Raw genomic sequence first — 19,072 nt, 5'->3', positions numbered from 1 at the left:
GTACGGCTTGGTATGCCGCCGACTACCATCGCCCCGGTGACCATGCCCCGCACCGTTCCCACCGCCCCGCTGACCGTGGCCACCGTTCAGGCCACCCCCACGCCGGGCGACGTCGCCGGAAACGCGGTCCGCGCGGCCGACCTGATCCGTCAAGCTGGTGAGCTGGGTGCCCGGGTGGCCGTCCTGCCGGAGCTGTTCCTCTGCGCGTACCACCCGCCGGCCCTCGCCGCCGACCCGGCCGGCACGGACGTCGCGGCCGACGCCGCCGGGGTGGTCGCCGATTCCCGGCTCGATCCGCTGCGCGCCGCGGCCCGCGAGGCCGGCGTCACCGCGCTCGTCGGTGCCGCCGCCCGCCACCCGGACGGCCGGCGGACCATCGCCGCGCTGGTGGTCGACCGGGCCGGGGCGGTCCGGGTCGGCTACGACAAGCAGCAACTGTGGGGCGACGAGCGTGAGCTGTTCAGCGCCGGCGGTCGGGGCGCGACGCTGCTCGTCGACGACTGGCGGCTCGCACTGGGCATCTGCTACGACGGTTGTTTCCCGGAGCATGGCCGGGCCGCCGCCCTCGACGGTGCGCACGGATACCTGTGCCCCAGCGGATACCTGGCCGGCTCCGAGCACCGCCGGGACCTCTACTACGCGGCGCGAGCCCTGGACAACACGATGTTCGTGGTCTTCTCCAACGCGGTCGGCGGTGTCGACCCGTGGCGGTTCAACGGGGGCGCGGCGATCTACGACCCGCAGGGGCGGGTGCTGGCCCGAGGTGCCGACGACGGCACGGCGGTGCTGGTGGCGACGCTGGACCCGGCCGTGCTCGCGGCCACCCGAGCGGCCCATTCGATGCTCGCCGATCGACTGCCCGACCAGGGCGGTCCTCGGATGTCGATGTCTGGCTGACCTCGTCGTCAGGTCGGTACCCGCGGGATCTGTTGGCGGACACGTCGGTCCCGTAGGGTGCCCGAGTGCCACTGCTCCTGCTGGACCTGGACAACACCCTGCTGGATCGGGCCGGGCCGTTCCGCCGCTGGGGTGAGCGCTTCCTGGACGGCATCGGCGCGCCCCCCACCGACATCGACTGGCTGGTCTCGGTCGACGCCGACGGGTTGACCGACCGCTGGGACCTCGCCGACGCCATCCGCGACCGCTACGAGCTGCGCGTCCCCTCGATCGACCTGGTGGAGGACCTGCACGACGGAGTGGTGGCGCAGACCCGGCTCGACCCGCTCACCGCCTGCGCGCTGCGGATCGCCGACGACGCCGGCTGGGTGCCGGTGGTGGTCTGCAACGGCACCGTACGCGTCGAGGACGCCAAGATTCGCAGGACCGGCCTGGACCAGTACGTCGCGGACTGGGTGATCTCCGAGGAGGCCGGGGTCAGCAAACCCAACCCGCGAATCTTCGCGCTCGCCGCGCAGCGGGTCCGAATGCCGCTGCGCGGTGCCTGGGTGGTCGGCGACAGCCCGGAGGCGGACATCGGCGGCGCCGCCGCGGTCGGGTTGCCCAGCGTCTGGCTGCACCGGGGGCGCACCTGGTCCGACGTCCGGTTCGCGCCGAGCCGCACCGCGGACGGGTTGATCGCCGCGGTCGCCACCGTGCTCGCGCGCTGAGGGGTTCGCTCGCTCGCCGCGGTTCCACCGCTGGTCGGACGGCGTTTCGATAAATCGGTTGACCGGCTGCCTCGGGGCAGCGAGCATTGTCGGCGCATGGTGCATCCCGGGCGTTCGCCCGGTCGAGGAGAGGGGGTCGGTCATGGCCGTCTCCGCAGGTCGCTTCCAGCCGCCTTTTTCAGCCTCGACCAAGGGAACCTCACCACAGTGCGCGATCACGACCTTCCGGCGCTGGAGCGCCGGAGCCGCGGCAAGAGCCGCTTCGACGACGACGAACCGCGATTTCTGAAGCGCGGGCGGCCCACCGAGCCGCCCGCGGACCCGGACAGCGCCCCTGACCCGGACACCGGCGAACGCTGGTCGTCCTGGGACGACGCCGTCCACGGGCCGCAGCCCCACCCGGACTGGCTGGTCACCGAGTTGGCCGCCAAGGACACCGAACTGGGTGTGCTGAAGACCGGCAAGGAGGCGGACGTCCACCTGGTCCGCCGGGCCGTGCCCGACAGCGACCGCTCCTGCCTGCTGGCGGTCAAGCGCTACCGCGACCCCGAGCACCGGTTGTTCCACCGCGACGCCGGCTACCTGGAGGGCCGCCGGGTGCGCCGCTCCCGGGAGAACCGGGCGATGGCCGGTCGGACGGCGTTCGGCCGGCAGATGATCGCCGGGCAGTGGGCCGCGGCCGAGTTCGACGCCCTGGCACGCCTCTGGGAGATCAGCGCCGGCCACGACCGGATCGCCGTGCCGTACCCGGTGCAGGTGCGGGGTACCGAGCTGATGCTGGAGTTCGTCGGTGACGCCGAGTCGGGGGAGGCGGCGCCCCGACTGGCCCAGCTCCGACCCGGTGCGGCCGAGCTGCGCGACCTGTGGAGCCAACTGGTGGAGGCGCTGCGAGTGCTGGCCCGGGCCGGCTATGCCCACGGCGACCTGTCGCCGTACAACCTGCTCGTGCACCGGGGCCGGCTGGTCGTGATCGACCTGCCGCAGGTGGTCGACGTGGTGGCGAACCCGCAGGGGCCGGAGTTCCTGGCCCGCGACGTGCGGGTGGTCGGCACCTGGTTCGCGGCCCGGGGTCTGCCCGCCGAGCAGGTCGATCCCGGCATGTTGACCGCAGAGCTGCTGCGCGAGGCGGGCATCCGCTGACCGGAGCGGGTCGGGCGGCCGGACCGCCCGACCCGCCACGCTGGTTACTGCAGGTAGCGCTCCACCTCGGGCTTGGGGCGCTCGCCCTGTGCGTCCGGGTCGCCGTGGGTGTCCCGGGCGGCCCGCCTGCGGCGCAGGAGGTCCCAACACTGGTCGAGGGACTCCTCCAGGGCGCGCAGCCGCTCGCTGGCCTCGCCCTCGGTGCCCGACTCGTGGGCCTGGGCATCCGCCCGCAGCTTGTGTTCCTCGTCGACCAGTTCGGTGATCCGGTTCAGGATGGTCTTGTCGTCCATGACAAGAGCCTGGCACAGGGGGCCGGGCATCGCCCGGATTCGGTCGTTCCGCGGGTCGGCGTGGGTGGTCGAGGTGGTGCCGACGCGGTCCCCGGCCGAGCCTCGGCGATCCCTGGGCGGACCCCACCGACGAAATAATGAGTGATGTTCATCACTATCGAACAGCACGGATGCCGGCTCGTGGTCACGACCGTCACTACCTGCGGGATCTGTGGTGCGCGCACTTCCCCGCGTTCGAATCCTACGGCGGCGCAATCCTTGCGTGTGAAAATTTCACGTAACGCGTCTAGAGGGAGACGGCCGAGCGGTGGCATGCTCCACAAAACAACTAACTCCGCAGAGTCGTTCCGCGACGCCGAGTATCCACAAGGGAGTGTCGGTTCCCGTGGTAGCACCTCAGACAGTGCCGGATCCGCCACGACGAGCGGGCTCGGTCCCGCTGCGCCACGTGGTGCCCAACCTGTTCCGCGATCCGGCCGGCACCCTGGTCGAGATGGGCGAGCGGTCGCAGGGTGAGGTGGTGAAGCTCAGTCTGGGCGCGTTCCGGCCCTACCTGGTCACCCGGCCCGAGCACCTGCAGCGGGTTCTGCGCGAGAAGTCCGACAACTACGTCCGCGCCGGTGACGGTCTCCAGTGGCGTCCGCTGAAGCGGTTGTTCGGTGACGGCATCCTCAGTGACGGCGACTACTGGAAGAACAGCCGACACGTACTCCAGCCGCTGTTCACCGCTCGACGCGTCGACTCGCTGGTGGACCGGCTGGCCGAGGCGATCGAGGATGCGGTCGACGACCTGGACGGGCCGGCCCGCGCCGGCCAGCCCGTCGACATGGGCACCGTGCAGGCCCAGATCGTCTGCTCGGCGATCATGCGGGTCTTCTTCGCCGACAAGATCTCGGTGCCGCAGGCGATGCGCATCATGGAGGCGCAGGACGCGATCGCCTGGTCGGTGATGCCGCGGTTGATGGTGCCGTGGGCGCCGCTGGCGATGCCGATGCCCGGCGACCGGGCATTCCGTAAGGCCGTTCGCGTCATCGACGACACTCTGCTCCCCATCGTCCGAGCCGCTCGGGAGACGGCCGAGACGGACGGCGACGACATCATCGCGACGCTGTGGCGCGGTCGCACCGAGACAGGTGGCCGGCTCGACGAGCGGCAGGTCCGGGACGACACCGTGTCCATGGTCGCCACCACCACCGAGACCACGATCAGCGTGTTGACCTGGCTCTGGCCGCACATCGCCCAGGACGAGCAGATCGCCGAGCGGCTGTACGAGGAGATCGACCGGGTGGTCGGCGACGCGCCGGTCCGGCGCGAGCACCTGCGCGAGCTGCGCTACACCCGGCAGGTGCTCGACGAACTGCTGCGGCTCTATCCGATCGGCTGGCTCTTCCCGCGCCGCGCGGTGGAGGCCGACGTGATCGGGGGCGTACGGATCGAGGCCGGCGCGACCCTCGTGGTCAGCCCGCTGATCACCCATCGGATGTCCGCGTTCTGGGACCGGCCCGAGGTCTTCGACCCCGACCGCTTCGACCCGGAGCAGGTCCGCGACCGGCACCGGTACGCGCACTTCCCGTTCGGCGGCGGCCCGCACCAGTGCATCGGCATGCACCTGTTCTATCTGGAGGCGATGCTGATCGTGGCCACGGTGCTGAGCCGGTTCCGGTTCCGCCTGCAGCGACAAGCTCTCCCCGGCATCAAGGTGGCAGCCGCGCTGCGGCCCCTTGAGCGTGTCGAGGTGACCCTGCGGCCGGTGCGGAGTGTCTCCGCATGACCGCAGGGCTCGCGTCGCCGCCGACAACCGGTGGCGACCAGATGGCGCTGGCCGCGGAGCAGGGTCGGATCTGTGCCCTCGCCGCGAAGGGCCAACGTGACCTGGCTGAACGTGCTGCGGCGTACCCCGATCTCTTCCCGGCGCGACCCTTCGACCCGGCGCTGTTCGGCAACGTCGCGATGGCTATCGCGTTCGGGGCGCCCTGGTGCGACCTCGACCAGTTACGCGTCACGAACCGGGCCGTGCTCTGGGGCTTCGCGGTCGACTGGCTCGTCGACCACGAAGCGCGTACCCGTGACGAGATCGACCGGTTGACGGCGGGCTGCCTCGCGGTGGCCGAGGGCGGGCGACCGGCGGCGGACGACTCTCTCGGCCGCTTCCTCGCCGAGTTGCACGACGACCTGGCCGCCGTGCCGGCCTACAAGACCCACGGGGTGGTCTGGCGCAACGAGTTGCGGACGATGCTCGACGCCATGGCGCGCGAGTGGGACTGGAAGCAGGCCGCCGGCACCGGGGCGCTGCCCACCCTCGACGAGTACCTGGCCAATGCGGCGAACCTGGCCTGCACGGTGGTCAACGTCGTGCACTGGATCCACTCCGACGATCGCTCGACGCTTGCCCACCTCGACGCGCTCGTGGCGGCCAGTGACCAGGTGCAGCGGATCCTCCGACTCGTCAACGACCTGGCCAGCTACGAACGCGACAAGCGGTGGGGGGACCTCAACGCGTTGATGTTGGTGCCGGAGCGGGCCGACGTCGAGCGTCAGATCACCGACCTGGTGGCGTACGCCCGCGAACTGCTCGACCCGCTGCACGAGACCTGCCCGGTGCAGGCGGACTACCTCGCCCGCCAGATCGGCTTCAGCTCGGGTTTCTACCGGTCGACCGACTTCTGGGGCGTGCTGTGACCACCGCGGACGCCCGCGACGAGTCCGAGGTGGCCGCATCGGCCCGGGAGTTGCTCGCCGCCATGATGCTCGAACCGGCGGGCCGGGTCACCCCGTCGGTGTACGAGACCGGCCGGGTCGTCGCTGATGCACCCTGGCTCACCGGGCATGAGCGGCGGCTGCGGTATCTGCTGGACGCCCAGCGCTTTGATGGCGGTTGGGGTGGCGCCGGCGGTTACGCCGTGGTGCCGACGGTGAGCGCGGTCGAGGCGCTGCTCGGCACACTGCGAGGCGCCCCCGCCTCCGCCCCGACCGGGTTGGCCGCCGCCGCCAGCCGAGGCGTGGGCGCGCTCGCCGGCTGGCTCGAAAGGGGCACGGCACTGCCGGACACACCGGCGGCCGACCTCATTGTGCCGGCCCTGGTGGAACGGATCAACGACCACCTCACCTACTTCGCCGCGCAGGGCGATCGGAGGTTCGCCGACGGGCTCCGTGCCCTGCCCGCCGTGGACCGACGGCGGCTCGACGCGGTACACGCGCTGGTGGCCGCCGGACGTCCGGTGCCGCAGAAGCTGCTGCACGCCTTCGAGGTGCTCGGGCCGCTCGCGCACCGGCACCGCGGCGTGGTCCCGGTCGCCGGGGCCGTCGGCGCCTCGCCGGCGGCCACCGCCGCCTGGATCGGCGACCCGGAGGCGCCCGGCGCCGACCCGGAGGCGCTGGCCTACCTGCAAACGGCTGTCGGTCCTCTCGACGGGCCGGTGCCCTGTTGCACGCCGATCACGGTGTTCGAGCGGGCCTGGGCGCTGAGCAGTCTGGCCCGAGCGGAAGTGCCGGTCCGGCCCGCGCCGAAGCTCATCGCCGACCTGGCCGCCGCCCTCGGACCGCAGGGCGTGCCGACCGGGCCGGGGCTACCGGCCGACGCGGACACCACCTCGGTCACCCTCTACGTTCTCGCCCGCCTCGGTCACCCGGTGGACCCGGCGAGCCTGCTCCGGTTCGACCTCGGCACCCACTTCTGCACCTGGCAGGGGGAGGACGGGCGGTCGGTCACCACGAACGCGCACGTGCTGGAGGCGCTCGGCTGGCATGCCCGGCACACGGCGGCGGGCGCGAGCCGCTACGGCGGCCGTGCGGCCGCGCTGGCCGGGTGGCTGGGCGACGAACAGCAGCCCGACGGCTCCTGGGCCGACCGCTGGCACGCGTCCGCGTACTACGCCACCTCGTGCGTCGTGACAGCTCTCGACCGGTACGCCCCGGCCGGGATCGGCGGACCGGCGGTCGACCGCGCCGTCGACTGGCTGGTCGCCACCCAACGGGCGGACGGCGGCTGGGGACGCTGGGCGGGCACCGCGGAGGAGACGGCGTACGCCCTGCACGTGCTGCTGGGGATACGCCGACCGGTGCGGCCGGGCGTACCCGAGGCGATCCGCCGTGGCCTGCATCACCTCTCCGAAGTGGACGATCAGCACGCCGACCCTCCCTTGTGGCACGATAAGGATCTCTACACGCCGGTGCTGATCGTCCGAGCGGCCGTTCTCGCCGCCCGGCAATTGACGATGACCAGATCCGGCCTGGTCAACAACCCGGACCGGTCTCCGCTCCGATCCCGCACGGCGGTCTCATGATCAGCAGCGCTTGAGCACAGCCCCGGACGCTGCTAGCGTGCGCCGGGGTCGATGCGTGTACTACGCATCCTGACTGATCGATCAATCACAGGCCGCGCCAGGGACGGTGTAATGGGTTCCCGCAGTACGAATCTGCGTACCAAGGTCGTTGCTCTACTCGTCTCGCTCGTCGCGCTCTGGGGCTTCACCGCCTGGGTCACCGTCCGGGACGGGGTCAACCTGCTCGGTGTGCAGACGCTGGACACCAAGGTCTTCGATCCCACGGAGCCGCTGCTGTTGCAGCTCCAGTTGGAACGTCGGACGTCGGTGGCCTACCTCGGTCGACCCGACGACGCGCAGCGCGCCACGCTGGCGCAGATGCGGCAGCGGACCGACGAGTTGGCGGCGAAATTCCGGGAGTCGACCGAAAACTGGCAGGTCGGGGCGCTGGGTAGCGACACCCTCGACCAGCGGATCACGGCTCTCACCACCGGGCTGACCGACTTGAGCAAGACCCGTACGGCGGTCGACGACCGGAGCATCGACCGGGCCGGGGCCAGTGCGACCTTCACCGGAGTGATCGAGTCGATCTACCGGGTGTACGACGCGCTCGGCAACCTCGACGACGAGCAGGTCGCCGAGGACACCGCCGCGCTGATCGGCCTCAACCGGTCCCGCGAGCTGCTGTCCCAGGAGGACGCGCTGCTGGCCGGCGTGCTGGCCGCCGGCCGGATCACCCCGGCCGAGCGGGCGGACTTCACCCGGATCGTCGGCGCCCGACAGTTCGTCGCCACCTCCGCGCTGGTCCGGCTCCCCGCCGCCGACCAACGCCGCTACGAGACGATGTCGACGGGCGCCACCTTCAGCCGGCTGACCGCCCTGGAGACCCAGGTCATGCAGGGCAGCGGCGCGGGCCGACCGTCGCTCACCGCGCCGGACTGGAGCGACACCACCACCCCGGCGCTGACCGAGATCAGCGCCGTCGTGCTGGCCGGTGGCGACGGCGTGGTCGACCGGGCCACCCCGGTCGCCGTCGGGGTCGTCGTCCGACTGGCGCTCGCCACCGGCCTCGGTCTGCTCGCCGTCATCGCCTCGATCATCGTCTCCATCACCACGGCCCGCGCCCTGGTGCGGCAGCTGGAACGGTTGCGCAATGCGGCCTTCCGCCTGGCCAACGAGCGGCTGCCCAGCGTGGTCGAGCGGCTCGGTCGTGGCGAAGAGGTCGACGTGGCCGCCGAGGCGCCACCCTTGGAATTCGGCACCGACGAGATCGGCCAGGTCGGTAAGGCCTTCAACGCAGTCCAGGAGACCGCGATCCGTACCGCCGTCGAGCAGGCCGAGCTGCGGCGCAACGTCCGCGAGGTCTTCCTCAGCCTGGCCCGGCGCACCCAGGCGCTCGTGCACCGCCAACTCACCCTGCTCGACGCGATGGAGCGCCGCGAACACGACGCGGAGGAGCTGGAGGACCTGTTCCGGGTCGACCACCTCGCCACCCGGATGCGGCGCAACGCGGAAAACCTGATCGTGCTCTCCGGCTCCACCCCCGGCCGGGCCTGGCGGCGCAACGTCCCGATGGTCGACGTGGTGCGCGGTGCCGTTGCCGAGGTGGAGGACTACACCCGGGTCAACGTGCTGCCGCTCGGGCCGGTGTCGCTCGCCGGCCGCGCGGTCGGCGACATCATCCACCTGCTCGCCGAGCTGATCGAGAACGGTCTGTCGTTCTCCCCGCCGCACACGACCGTCGAGGTCCGCGGCCAGTTGGTGTCCAACGGGTTCGCCATCGAGATCGAGGACCGGGGCCTCGGCATGAGCGAGGAGGACCTGGTCGCGGCGAACCACCGGATCGTCGACCAGTCCGAGCTGAACCTCGCCAACGCCACCCGCCTCGGGCTCTACGTGGTGAGCCGGCTGACCGAGCGGCACGGCGTGCGGGTGAGGCTGAAGGAGTCCGCCTACGGCGGCACCACCGCGGTCGTGCTGATCCCGCTGGAGTTGGTCACCGAGAACGGTGTCGGCCCGGAGGACTCGGGGGCGTTGCGGACCGGTTCGGCCATTCCGCTGCCGTCGGCGCCCGCCATCGACACCGGTCGTCCGGCCTTCCTCGCACCGCTCGCACTGGCCGCACCGACGACCACCGCACGGGACGTACCGGAACCGGTCAGCACGGAGACGTCAATGTCGGCCGACATCCCCACCCCGACGGCACCGGCCGACGAGGCCGAGACCGTCCTACCCACCCGGCAGCGGGCAACCCCGGCCGCGGCCGCACCCGAGCTGCCCACCCGGGCCCGGCGTGGTCCGACCCAGCCGGCCCTGGAGGCCCCGACGGTGCCCACCGGGCTGCCCGCGGTCGCCCGCACCCGATCGGCGGACGGCAGTGGCGCGCAGGTCGTGGCCGACGACGGCGCGCAGGTCGTGGCAGCCGACGACGGCGCGCAGGTCGTGGCAGCCGACGACGGCGCGCAGGTCGCGGCAGCCGACGACGCTCCGATGCTCGCCCGAGCCGAGGCGGAGCGGACCGATTCGGGCCTGCCCGTCCGGGTGCGACAGGCGAACATCGTCCCCGAACTGCGCGACGACCCGGCGGTGTCGGAGACCGACGACGAGGATGTGGCGCGCGCACCGGAGCAGGTGCGCCGGATGATGAGCTCCTACCAGACCGGCACCCGGCGCGGTCGGACCGACGCGGCTCGGCTGCTCGGCGGCGCTCCCGGCGCTCCGGCGACCGCGCCTCCCGAGCCGGCCGACGAGGACCCACAAGCTACCTGACCGAACACTGATGACGTGGGCTCCGCGGTGCGGCGGCCAAGCCCCAGACGAACACGGCGCAGAGCCGCGCGAGAAGAGGACGACGAAGTGACCCAGAAGACGGCTTCGAGTGCCGACCTGACGTGGTTGCTGGATGACCTGGTGGGCCGGGTCAAGCAGGCCGAGCACGCGGTCGCGCTCTCCACCGACGGCCTGTTGATGGCCTCCACCCAGGGGCTGAGCCGGGACGACGGTGAGCACCTCGCGGCGATGGCGGCTGGCATCCAGAGCCTGGCCCGAGGCGCCGGCAAGCGCTTCGGTGGCGGGCAGGTGCAGCAAACCATCATCGAGATGCAGTCGTCGTTCCTGTTCGTCACCGCAGCCGGCCGCAACGCCTGCCTGGCGGTGCTGGCCAGCGAGGACGCCGACGTCGGTCTGATCGCGTACGAGATGGCGATGCTGGTCACCCGCGTCGGCAAGTACGTCGCATCCCCGTCGCGTACCGAGCAACCGGCCAGCGAGAGGTAGCGGCGATGACGGTCCAGGGGGAGTCCGCAGAGCACCAGTGGGTGGATGACCACGCGGGTCCGGTGGTGCGCCCGTACGCGGTGACCCGCGGTCGGGCCCGCCCGGTCACCGGCACCTTTGACCTGATCTCCCTGGTCACCGCGACCCGAGCCGAGGTCACGCCGGAGATCGGTATCGGTCCGGAGCATTTGGCGATCGTCGGGCTGTGCCAGCGCATACAGTCCGTCGCCGAGATCGCCGCCCATCTCGACCTGCCGGTGGGCACCATCCGGGTGCTTCTCGGTGATCTGGCAGCCCGCAGCCTGGTGCAGGTTCGCGAGCCGCAGACCACGGCCGGTCTTCCCGACAACAGCATCTTCGAGGCGGTAATCAATGGACTACGGGCACTCTGACCGGCCGGCGGGAGCGACCCCACTGCCCACCGCGATCAAGATCCTGGTCGCCGGCGGCTTCGGCGTGGGCAAGACGACCATGGTCGGCGCGGTCAGCGAGACCCGGCCGTTGCGCACCGAGGAGGTGCTGACCGAGTCCGGGGTCGGCATCGACGACCTGTCCGGGGTGGAAGGCAAGACCACCACCACCGTGGCCATGGACTTCGGCCGGATCACCATCAGCGACGACCTGGTGCTGTACCTGTTCGGTACCCCCGGGCAGGACCGGTTCTGGTTCGTCTGGGACGAACTGGCGCTGGGCGCGATCGGCGCGGTGGTGCTGGCCGACACCCGCCGGCTCGCCGACTGCTTCCCGTCGATCGACTACTTCGAGGGCCGCGGCACGCCCTTCGTGGTCGCGGTGAACTGCTTCGAGGGTGCCCGGCAGTACCGGCTCGACGAGGTGCAGGCCGCGCTGAACCTGGACCCGGGGGTGCCGGTGCTGCTCTGCGACGCCCGGCAGCGTGAGTCCAGCAAGGAGGTGCTGGTCACGCTGATGGAGCACGCCATGAAGACCCGCGAGGCCCGCCGCCGCGCCGCCAACGGAAACTGACCGAGTTTTTTCGGGAGAGGGTGTCCGGAACACCCTCGGCCGATCGTCATGCTGGCGACACCCCGAGAAACCAGGGAGCGACCAGATGAAGTACCTGATGTTCGTCTGTACCGACAGCGAGCCGGACACCGACCCGACCGACGTACCCGACATCGACAAGTGGGTGTCCGAGAACGACGCCCGCGGTCGACGCCTCACCGGTGACCAACTGGCGGCGACCACCGCGGCCACCACGATCCGGGTACGCGGCGGCGAACTGCTCGTCTCCGAGGGGCCGTTCGCGGAGACCACGGAGGTGATCGTGGGCTTCGACCTGCTCGACTGCGCCGACCTGGACGAGGCGATCGAGGTGGCGCGGGCACACCCGATGGCCCGACACGGGCGGCTGGAACTGCGCCCGTTCGCGAATCTGTCCGCCTGACCGTTGTCCACCTCGCAGCGCCGGCCGATGCGCACCCAGGCGCCGGCCGGCGCGGTGGCGGCGGACGCCGTCGCGGCTGCCGGCGTCGAGGCGTACCCCCGGATCGTCGCGACCCTGATCCGGGTGACCGGGGACTGGGCGCTGGCCGAGGACTGCGCCCAGGAGGCGCTGGCCGCCGCCCTGGAACGCTGGCCCGGCGACGGCGTGCCGATCAACCCGGGTGGCTGGCTCATGACGGTGGCCCGTAACCGGGCGATCGACGTGCTGCGTCGGGCCACTGTGGAGCGCCGCAAGCTGCACGACCTGGCGCTGCTCACACCGGCGGAGGCGCAGCCCGAGCCCGAGGTGGGGGAGGACGTGGTGGACGACCGGCTGCGTCTGATCTTCACCTGCTGCCACCCGGCGCTGGCGATCGAGGCCCGGGTGGCGCTGACCCTGCGGACCGTGTGCGGTGTGCCGACCAAGGACATCGCTCGACTCCTGCTGGTCAGCGAGTCGACGATGACCCGACGGCTGACCCGTGCCCGGACCCGCATCGCGCAGGCCGGCATCCCGTACCGGGTACCGGGCGGGCCGGCGCTGCCCGAACGGCTGCCCGGCGTCCTCGCCGTGCTGTACCTGCTGTTCACCCGCGGCTACGTCGCCGACGGCGAGCCGGCCTTCGCTGACGAGGCGGTCCGGCTGGCGCGGCTGCTCGACCGGCTGATGCCGGAGCAGTCCGAGGTGGCCGCGCTGCTGGCGCTGTTCCTCTTCCAGCACTCCCGTGCCGAGGCCCGTCGGGACGCCGCAGGCAACCTGCTCATCCTGGAACGGCAGGATCGCGACCGGTGGGACCGTGGGGCCATCGCCGAGGGCCTGGACGCCCTTTCTCGGGTACGCCACGACGGGCCGTACGCCTGGCAGGCCCGGATCGCCGCCTGCCACGCCACCGCACCGTCCGCCGACGCCACCGACTGGCCGGCGATCGCACGGGCCTACGACGCGTTGATCGGCATCCGGCCCTCACCGGTGATCGCGCTCAACCGCGCCGTCGCGCACGGCTACGCGTACGGGCCGCACGCTGGATTGAGCCTGCTCGACGCGGCACAGGCCGGGGGAGGGCTGGACGGCAACCCGCTCGCCGTGGCGGTGCGGGCCGATCTGGTCGCCCGGCAGGGTGACCGACTGCGGTCCGCCGCGCTGTTCAGGGAGGCCGCGGCGGCGGTCGGCTCGACCGCCGAACGCCGTGCGCTGCTCGACCGGGCCCACGAACTCGCACCGTAGCCGGTCTCACACCACCAGAACTGGTACGTCGTACTTCTGGATGCGGTCGTCTCGGGTGACCAGAGTGAGCCCTTCGCAAAGGGCCTGCGCGACCAACATCCGGTCGAAGGGATCGCGGTGGATCAGTGGGAGTTGTCCGGCCGCCACGGCGTGGTCGTGACGGATCGGCAACTCCCGCAGGTCGGCGTCGCGGACGCGCTCGGCGAGGTCGGCGGGGCCGGCCAACGTACCCAGCGAATGCTTGATCGCCACCTCCCACACCGTCACCGGGCTCAGGTACACCTCGGGCTCGGTGTCGATGCGGTCCTTGATCTCCGTGGCGAGGATCGGATCGTCGCTCAGCCACCAGAGCAGCACGTGCGTGTCCAGCAGGAGCCTCATCCCGACAGCCCGAAGTCACGGGCGATCGCGTCGTTGACCTCGTCGGAGTCCCAATCCTCGTTGAGGTCGAGCAGGCCCCGGAGGGAGCCACGACCGGTACGGGCCGTCCGACGAAGAGGGATGACCTTGGCGACCGGGGTGCCGGCCCGGCTGATCACGATCTCCTCGCCGTGCTCGACCCGCTCGATGATCCGGGACAGGTTCGTCTTCGCGTCGTGGATGTTGAACTGCGCCGCAGCTTCACCGGACACCACGCACCTCCTTAGCTAACAGGTTAGTCCGCTGATCGGCCGGGCGCGAGGAGCGACGCCGAACGCCGCAGGCCCCTCCCCACGTCGGTGGGGAGGGGCCTGCGGTGAAACGTCGGTGCGTCAGCTGGCGATCATGCGGCGCAGCACGTACTGCAGGATGCCGCCGTGCCGGTAGTAGTCCGCCTCACCGGGAGTGTCGATCCGCACCACGGCGTCGAACTCCACGCCGGTGTCGGTGTTGACCCGCACGGTGCGCGGGGTCTCGCCGTCGTTGAGCGCGGTCACCCCGGTGATCGTGAACGACTCCGTGCCGGTGAGACCGAGAGACTCGGCGGTGACGTCCACCGGGAACTGCAGCGGCAGCACGCCCATGCCGATCAGGTTGGAGCGGTGGATCCGCTCGTACGACTCGGCGATGACCGCCCGGACGCCCAGCAGCATCGTGCCCTTGGCCGCCCAGTCCCGCGACGAACCGGAGCCGTACTCCTTGCCGGCCAGCACGACCAGCGGGATGCCGGCCTCCTGGTAGGCCACGGAGGCGTCGTAGATCGAGGTCTGCTCGCCGGTGAGGTGGTTGACGGTGAAACCGCCCTCCACCCCGGGCACCAGCTGGTTGCGCAGCCGGATGTTGGCGAAGGTGCCCCGGATCATGACCTCGTGGTTGCCCCGACGGGAGCCGTACGAGTTGAACTCGTGACGCGGCACGCCGTGCTCGGCGAGGTACGTCCCAGCCGGGGAGTCGGCCTTGATGGCGCCGGCCGGGGAGATGTGGTCGGTGGTCACCGAGTCACCCAGCTTGGCCAGCACCCGGGCGTCGGCGATGTCCACGACCGGGCTCGGCTCCTGCTGCATGCCCTCGAAGTACGGGGGCTTGCGCACGTAGGTGGAGTCGCTCTTCCAGGCGAAGGTGTCACCGGTCGGGGTGGGCAGGGACTGCCACCGCTCGTCGCCGGCGAAGACGTCGGCGTACGCCGCGCTGAACCCGGTGGCGCCGATCGCCTGGGCGATGACGTCCTGGATCTCGGCGCTGTTCGGCCAGATCTCGCGCAGGTAGACCGGGTTGCCCTCGGTGTCCTCACCGATCGGCTCGTTGGCCAGGTCGATGTCCATCGTGCCGGCCAGGGCGTACGCGACCACCAGCGGCGGGGACGCCAGGTAGTTCATCTTGACGTCCGGGTTGATCCGGCCCTCGAAGTTCCGGTTGCCCGAGAGCACCGAGACGACCGACAGGTCGTGCTCGTTGACCGCGGCGGACACCTCCTCGGGCAGCGGGCCCGAGTTGCCGATGCAGGTGGTGCAGCCGTAGCCGACCAGGTTGAAGCCGAGCTTGTTCAGGTACGGCGTGAGACCGGCCCGCTCGTAGTAGTCCATGACGACCTTCGAGCCGGGCGCCAGGGTGGTCTTCACCCACGGCTTGCGGGTCAGGCCCTTCTCGACCGCGTTACGGGCCAGCAGTGCGGCACCGATCATCACCTGCGGGTTGGACGTGTTGGTGCACGAGGTGATCGCGGCGATCACCACGGCGCCGTGGTCCAGCTCGTACTGCACGCCGTCGGAACCGGTGACCCGGATCGGGTTGCTGGCCCGGCCACCCGCGCCAACCGCCGCGGTCTCCAGGTCGCGCGGCTCGTCGGCCGGGTCGCTGAACTCGTTGGCCGGCGGGTCGCTGGCCGGGAACGACTCGGCGCTGGCCTCGTCGGCCGGGCCGTTGGCGCCGCGCGGCAGCTCCTCGCGGGGCACACCCGGCTTGAGGTCGCGCTCACCGACGGTGTCGTCGGCGACGTAGTCGGTCAGCGCGGAGCGGAACAGCGTCTTCGCGGCGCCCAGCGGCACCCGGTCCTGCGGGCGCTTCGGGCCGGCGAGCGACGGCTCGATGGTGCCGAGGTCCAGCTCCAGGCGCTCGGAGTATTCCGGCTCGGCTTCCGGGTCGTGCCAGAGGCCCTGCTCCTTGGCGTACGCCTCGACGAGCGCGACCTGCGCGGCGTCGCGGCCGGTCAGCTCCAGGTAGCGGACCGTCTCCGCGTCGATCGGGAAGATCGCCACGGTGGAGCCGTACTCCGGGGACATGTTGCCGATGGTGGCCCGGTTGGCCAGCGGCACGGCGCTCACGCCGGGGCCGTAGAACTCGACGAACTTGCCGACCACGCCGTGCTTGCGCAGCATCTCGGTGATGGTCAGCACCAGGTCGGTGGCGGTGGTGCCGGCCGGCATCTCGCCGGAGAGCTTGAAGCCCACCACCCGGGGGATCAGCATGCTGACCGGCTGGCCGAGCATCGCGGCCTCGGCCTCGATGCCGCCGACGCCCCAGCCCAGCACGCCGAGGCCGTTGACCATCGTGGTGTGCGAGTCGGTGCCGACCACGGTGTCCGGGTAGGCCTGTCCGCCCCGCTCCATGATGGTGCGGGCCAGGTACTCGATGTTGACCTGGTGCACGATGCCGGTGCCCGGCGGGACGACCTTGAACTCGTTGAACGCGGACTGACCCCAGCGCAGGAACTGGTAACGCTCCTTGTTGCGCTCGTACTCCAGCTCGACGTTGCGGGCGAACGCGTCCTCACGGCCGAACAGGTCGGCGATCACCGAGTGGTCGATGACCAGCTCGGCCGGGGCGAGGGGGTTGACCTTGCTGGCGTCGCCGCCCAGGTCGCGCACCGCCTCGCGCATGGTGGCCAGGTCGACCACGCAGGGCACACCGGTGAAGTCCTGCATGAGCACCCGCGCCGGGGTGAACTGGATCTCGACGCTGGGGGCGGCGGTGGGGTCCCACCCGCCGAGCTGGCGGATGTGGTCGGCGGTGATGTTCGCGCCGTCCTCGGTCCGCAGCAGGTTCTCCAGCAGGATCTTCAGGCTGTACGGCAGTCGGGCGTAGCCCTCCACCTTGTCGATCTTGAAAATCTCGTAGCTCGCGTCTCCGACGCGTAGCTGGGTCTTCGCACCGAAGGTGTCGAGGCTCGCCACGTCGTACTCCTTCACACCAGCGACCGTGAGTAGTCCTGAGCAGTCTGTCGCACCGGTTGGGGTGCCGCCGAGGTTAGGTGACACTTACCGCCGATTCCGCTCTCAACAAAACCGTACGTCCGTCTTGCTAGTTGCGCAACCTGAGCGCCGGCTCCCGCTTCCACCTCACCCCTAGCCTCCTAGGACGACTTGCGGGGTGTGCGCGCTCGTACGCGTCCCACCAGCGGCACCTAATCCCGGCCCGCCACCGGTAGGGTTCGAGGCCCGCCAAGGCCCGCCGGGAAGGGGTCAACCGATGTTCGACGTCCAGCACTGGCTGGTGTCGCTGCCGCCGATTGCGGTCTACCTGCTTGTCGGCGGGGTGATCGGCGTGGAGAGCATGGGCATCCCCCTGCCCGGTGAGATCATCCTGGTCAGCTCGGCCCTGCTCGCCGCCACCGGCGTGGTGGAACCGGAGTGGGTCGCCACCGCCGCGGCGGTCGGCGCCATCGTCGGCGACTCCATCGGGTACGCCGTCGGCCGCCGCGGCGGCCGACCGCTGCTCGCCCGGCTGGGCCGGCGGTTCCCGAAGCACCTCGGCCCACCGCAGCTCGCCCGCGCCGAGCAGAGCTTCGCCCGGTACGGAGTCTGGGCGGTCTTCTTCGGTCGCTTCGTCGCACTGCTGCGGATCCTGGCCGGGCCGCTCGCCGGGGCGTTGCACGTGCCGTACCGCCGATTCCTGCTGGCCAACGCGGCCGGCGGCTTGGTCTGGGCGTTCGGCACGACCTACCTGCTGTACTCGGTCGGCCGGGCGGCCGAGCACTGGCTGAAGGACATCTCCTGGGCCGGGCTGATCCTCGCGGTACTCGCCGGCCTTGGCAGCACCTGGTGGCTACGCCGACGCGCTCATCGCGTCGAGCCAGTCGAGGTGGCTCCTGGTGTCGAGCCGGTCCAGGCGAGCAGCGAGCACTGACCTCTGAACATGCCGAAGGGCCGGGCCCCGGGTGGGGGGTCCGGCCCTTCGGTGTGGTGCGGGTCAGCCTTGTGGTCGTGCGCTGGGCGGGTCAGCTGGTGGCGTAGCCGCGGGTGGCGATCCAGTCGGCGAGGTGTTCGATGCTGATCTGGTAGGCGGCGGTGTTGGGGTCGGCGGAGTCGGCGATGGTGACGGTGTTGCCGTTGTCGTGGTAGCCGACGACGCTGATGTAGTGCCCGCCTTCGTAGGAGTGCACGCCACCGCCTGTGTCGGTGCTGGTGCCGGCGATGTTGGCGACGACGGCGCGGCCGTTGTCGACGGTCTTGACCACGTCGGCGCGCAGACGGTCGGTCTGCTTGGTATCGGCGTTGGGGTTGCTGATCTCGACACTGTGGTAGGCGTCGGTCTTGCCGGTTTCCTTGTTCAGCACCGGGGTGATGTCGTTGATCGAGTTGGTGCCGGCCTCGGTGGTGCCCATTTCCTTGGCCATGTCGTCGATGTTGATGTCCTTGCCCTGCACGGACAGGGCGTTACGGGTCGCGGCGGGGCCGCAGTCGTAGAAGTTCGGCTGCGCCTGGTAGCGCACGTTCAGTTCCCGCTCGCTGGTGGGCTTACGGTCGCCCTGGGTGTGGGCGTCCGCTGCGTACGCGGCGGTGATGGGGCCGGCGATGGCGCCTCCGGTGAAGGCGAGCCCAGCGGCGGTGAGAGCGGTCTTACGGATCAGATCGGTACGCATGATGGCGTGCTCCTCTGCATCGGGGGTGTCCGCAGCGCGCATCCGGGGGTGGGTGCGCAGCGGGAAGTCGTTCTCGGGGGTTCACCCGGCAGCCCGAACAGGGGGCCGGCATCGGGTCTCTCAAGACGGGTGTAACGGTCCGGGACGGCGGGGTTATTTCCGCCGCACTGCCCGGGGGTGGCCTTGCTACTTCGGTGGCCGGGGTGTGTAACCGGGCCGGCCCGGCGGGTGTTCCCGGAGCCTGCCACACACCGAAGCGGGTGTTGCCGCACCTAGCTCGGCGGGTACTGGGGATGTAACCGGGGCGGCCCGACGGGTGTTCCCCGGGGGCTGCCGCACGCTGAAGCCCGGGGGCTACGGCGGCATGCCAGGTATAACGACCCGGGCCGGCCCCCGATTCCATCGCCACGGTGACCCCACCCACCGGACGAAACCCCCCACACGGAACAAACCGAACGCAGGCCGACCCCGCGCAACGGGCGACGGGCGGTGATCGACTCCATGTCGGCGACATGGCGGTATCCGGCCGAGGAGATACCGCCACATCG

18 protein-coding genes are annotated in these 19,072 nt (G+C 71.1%); 13 read left to right on the top strand and 5 right to left on the bottom strand.

Annotated features, from left to right (window positions below; genetic code table 11):
• The first annotated feature begins 42 nt into the window (after positions 1-42).
• The 3 genes from JOD64_RS04805 (at position 43) to JOD64_RS04795 (ending at position 2,747) form a co-directional block, all read left to right on the top strand.
• Positions 43-897, top strand: coding sequence for a carbon-nitrogen hydrolase family protein (locus JOD64_RS04805; RefSeq protein ID WP_204945899.1), 855 nt, complete (start codon positions 43-45; stop codon positions 895-897).
• A gap of 65 nt (positions 898-962) precedes the next feature.
• A complete protein-coding gene (locus tag JOD64_RS04800) occupies positions 963-1,607 on the top strand; it encodes an HAD family hydrolase (RefSeq protein WP_204941093.1) in 645 nt (214 codons plus the stop codon).
• Positions 1,608-1,814: 207 nt separating this feature from the next.
• The gene (locus JOD64_RS04795) at positions 1,815-2,747 is read left to right on the top strand and encodes a serine protein kinase RIO (protein WP_204941092.1); all 933 of its coding nucleotides are present in this window, start codon (positions 1,815-1,817) and stop codon (positions 2,745-2,747) included.
• 44 nt (positions 2,748-2,791) lie between these two features.
• Here the strand turns inward: JOD64_RS04795 and JOD64_RS04790 are convergent, their stop codons facing one another.
• Positions 2,792-3,040 carry a DUF2630 family protein gene (locus tag JOD64_RS04790; RefSeq protein ID WP_110567885.1) on the bottom strand — a complete coding sequence of 83 codons (249 nt, stop codon included), beginning with the start codon at positions 3,038-3,040 and terminating at the stop codon, positions 2,792-2,794.
• A gap of 493 nt (positions 3,041-3,533) precedes the next feature.
• Between JOD64_RS04790 and JOD64_RS04785 the strand changes: the two genes are divergently transcribed.
• The 9 genes from JOD64_RS04785 (at position 3,534) to JOD64_RS04745 (ending at position 13,246) form a co-directional block, all read left to right on the top strand.
• Positions 3,534-4,811, top strand: coding sequence for a cytochrome P450 (locus JOD64_RS04785; protein WP_204945898.1), 1,278 nt, complete (start codon positions 3,534-3,536; stop codon positions 4,809-4,811).
• A complete protein-coding gene (locus JOD64_RS04780) occupies positions 4,808-5,719 on the top strand; it encodes a terpene synthase family protein (RefSeq protein WP_204941091.1) in 912 nt (303 codons plus the stop codon). Before JOD64_RS04785 ends, JOD64_RS04780 begins: the two co-directional genes overlap by 4 nt.
• A complete protein-coding gene (locus tag JOD64_RS04775) occupies positions 5,716-7,323 on the top strand; it encodes a phosphoheptose isomerase family protein (protein WP_307813237.1) in 1,608 nt (535 codons plus the stop codon). Before JOD64_RS04780 ends, JOD64_RS04775 begins: the two co-directional genes overlap by 4 nt.
• A 111-nt stretch (positions 7,324-7,434) precedes the next feature.
• Positions 7,435-10,071, top strand: coding sequence for a sensor histidine kinase (locus JOD64_RS04770; RefSeq protein ID WP_204941090.1), 2,637 nt, complete (start codon positions 7,435-7,437; stop codon positions 10,069-10,071).
• Between the two features lie 87 nt (positions 10,072-10,158).
• A complete protein-coding gene (locus JOD64_RS04765; protein WP_204941089.1) occupies positions 10,159-10,578 on the top strand; it encodes a roadblock/LC7 domain-containing protein in 420 nt (139 codons plus the stop codon).
• Between the two features lie 5 nt (positions 10,579-10,583).
• Positions 10,584-10,970 (top strand): DUF742 domain-containing protein, encoded by a 387-nt coding sequence (locus tag JOD64_RS04760; RefSeq protein WP_204941088.1) that lies wholly within the window; start codon positions 10,584-10,586, stop codon positions 10,968-10,970.
• The gene (locus JOD64_RS04755) at positions 10,951-11,562 is read left to right on the top strand and encodes a GTP-binding protein (RefSeq protein ID WP_184176789.1); all 612 of its coding nucleotides are present in this window, start codon (positions 10,951-10,953) and stop codon (positions 11,560-11,562) included. The genes JOD64_RS04760 and JOD64_RS04755 overlap by 20 nt, the downstream gene beginning before the upstream one ends.
• Before the next feature lie 85 nt (positions 11,563-11,647).
• The gene (locus tag JOD64_RS04750; protein ID WP_204941087.1) at positions 11,648-11,983 is read left to right on the top strand and encodes a YciI family protein; all 336 of its coding nucleotides are present in this window, start codon (positions 11,648-11,650) and stop codon (positions 11,981-11,983) included.
• A 27-nt stretch (positions 11,984-12,010) separates the two neighbouring features.
• A complete protein-coding gene (locus JOD64_RS04745; protein WP_204941086.1) occupies positions 12,011-13,246 on the top strand; it encodes an RNA polymerase sigma factor in 1,236 nt (411 codons plus the stop codon).
• 6 nt (positions 13,247-13,252) lie between these two features.
• On the opposite strand, the gene JOD64_RS04740 is transcribed toward JOD64_RS04745, so the two are convergent.
• The 3 genes from JOD64_RS04740 to JOD64_RS04730 form a co-directional block, all read right to left on the bottom strand.
• Positions 13,253-13,627 (bottom strand): type II toxin-antitoxin system VapC family toxin, encoded by a 375-nt coding sequence (locus tag JOD64_RS04740; protein WP_204941085.1) that lies wholly within the window; start codon positions 13,625-13,627, stop codon positions 13,253-13,255.
• The gene (locus JOD64_RS04735) at positions 13,624-13,878 is read right to left on the bottom strand and encodes a type II toxin-antitoxin system Phd/YefM family antitoxin (protein WP_204941084.1); all 255 of its coding nucleotides are present in this window, start codon (positions 13,876-13,878) and stop codon (positions 13,624-13,626) included. The genes JOD64_RS04740 and JOD64_RS04735 overlap by 4 nt, the downstream gene beginning before the upstream one ends.
• 120 nt (positions 13,879-13,998) lie before the next feature.
• The gene (locus JOD64_RS04730; RefSeq protein ID WP_204941083.1) at positions 13,999-16,851 is read right to left on the bottom strand and encodes an aconitate hydratase; all 2,853 of its coding nucleotides are present in this window, start codon (positions 16,849-16,851) and stop codon (positions 13,999-14,001) included.
• A 280-nt stretch (positions 16,852-17,131) separates the two neighbouring features.
• Between JOD64_RS04730 and JOD64_RS04725 the strand changes: the two genes are divergently transcribed.
• Complete coding sequence (locus tag JOD64_RS04725; RefSeq protein WP_204941082.1) at positions 17,132-17,788, top strand: DedA family protein; 657 nt, start codon at positions 17,132-17,134, stop codon at positions 17,786-17,788.
• A 91-nt stretch (positions 17,789-17,879) separates the two neighbouring features.
• Here the strand turns inward: JOD64_RS04725 and JOD64_RS04720 are convergent, their stop codons facing one another.
• Positions 17,880-18,524: a C39 family peptidase gene (locus tag JOD64_RS04720; RefSeq protein ID WP_204941081.1), complete on the bottom strand. Its 645-nt coding sequence runs from the start codon at positions 18,522-18,524 to the stop codon at positions 17,880-17,882.
• Positions 18,525-19,072: the final 548 nt, after the last annotated feature.

This window comes from Micromonospora luteifusca (assembly GCF_016907275.1).
GTDB classification, from domain to species: Bacteria; Actinomycetota; Actinomycetes; order Mycobacteriales; family Micromonosporaceae; genus Micromonospora; species Micromonospora luteifusca.
The sequence above is the reverse complement of the archived record's forward strand: the minus strand, read 5'-3'. Positions and strand labels throughout refer to the sequence as shown.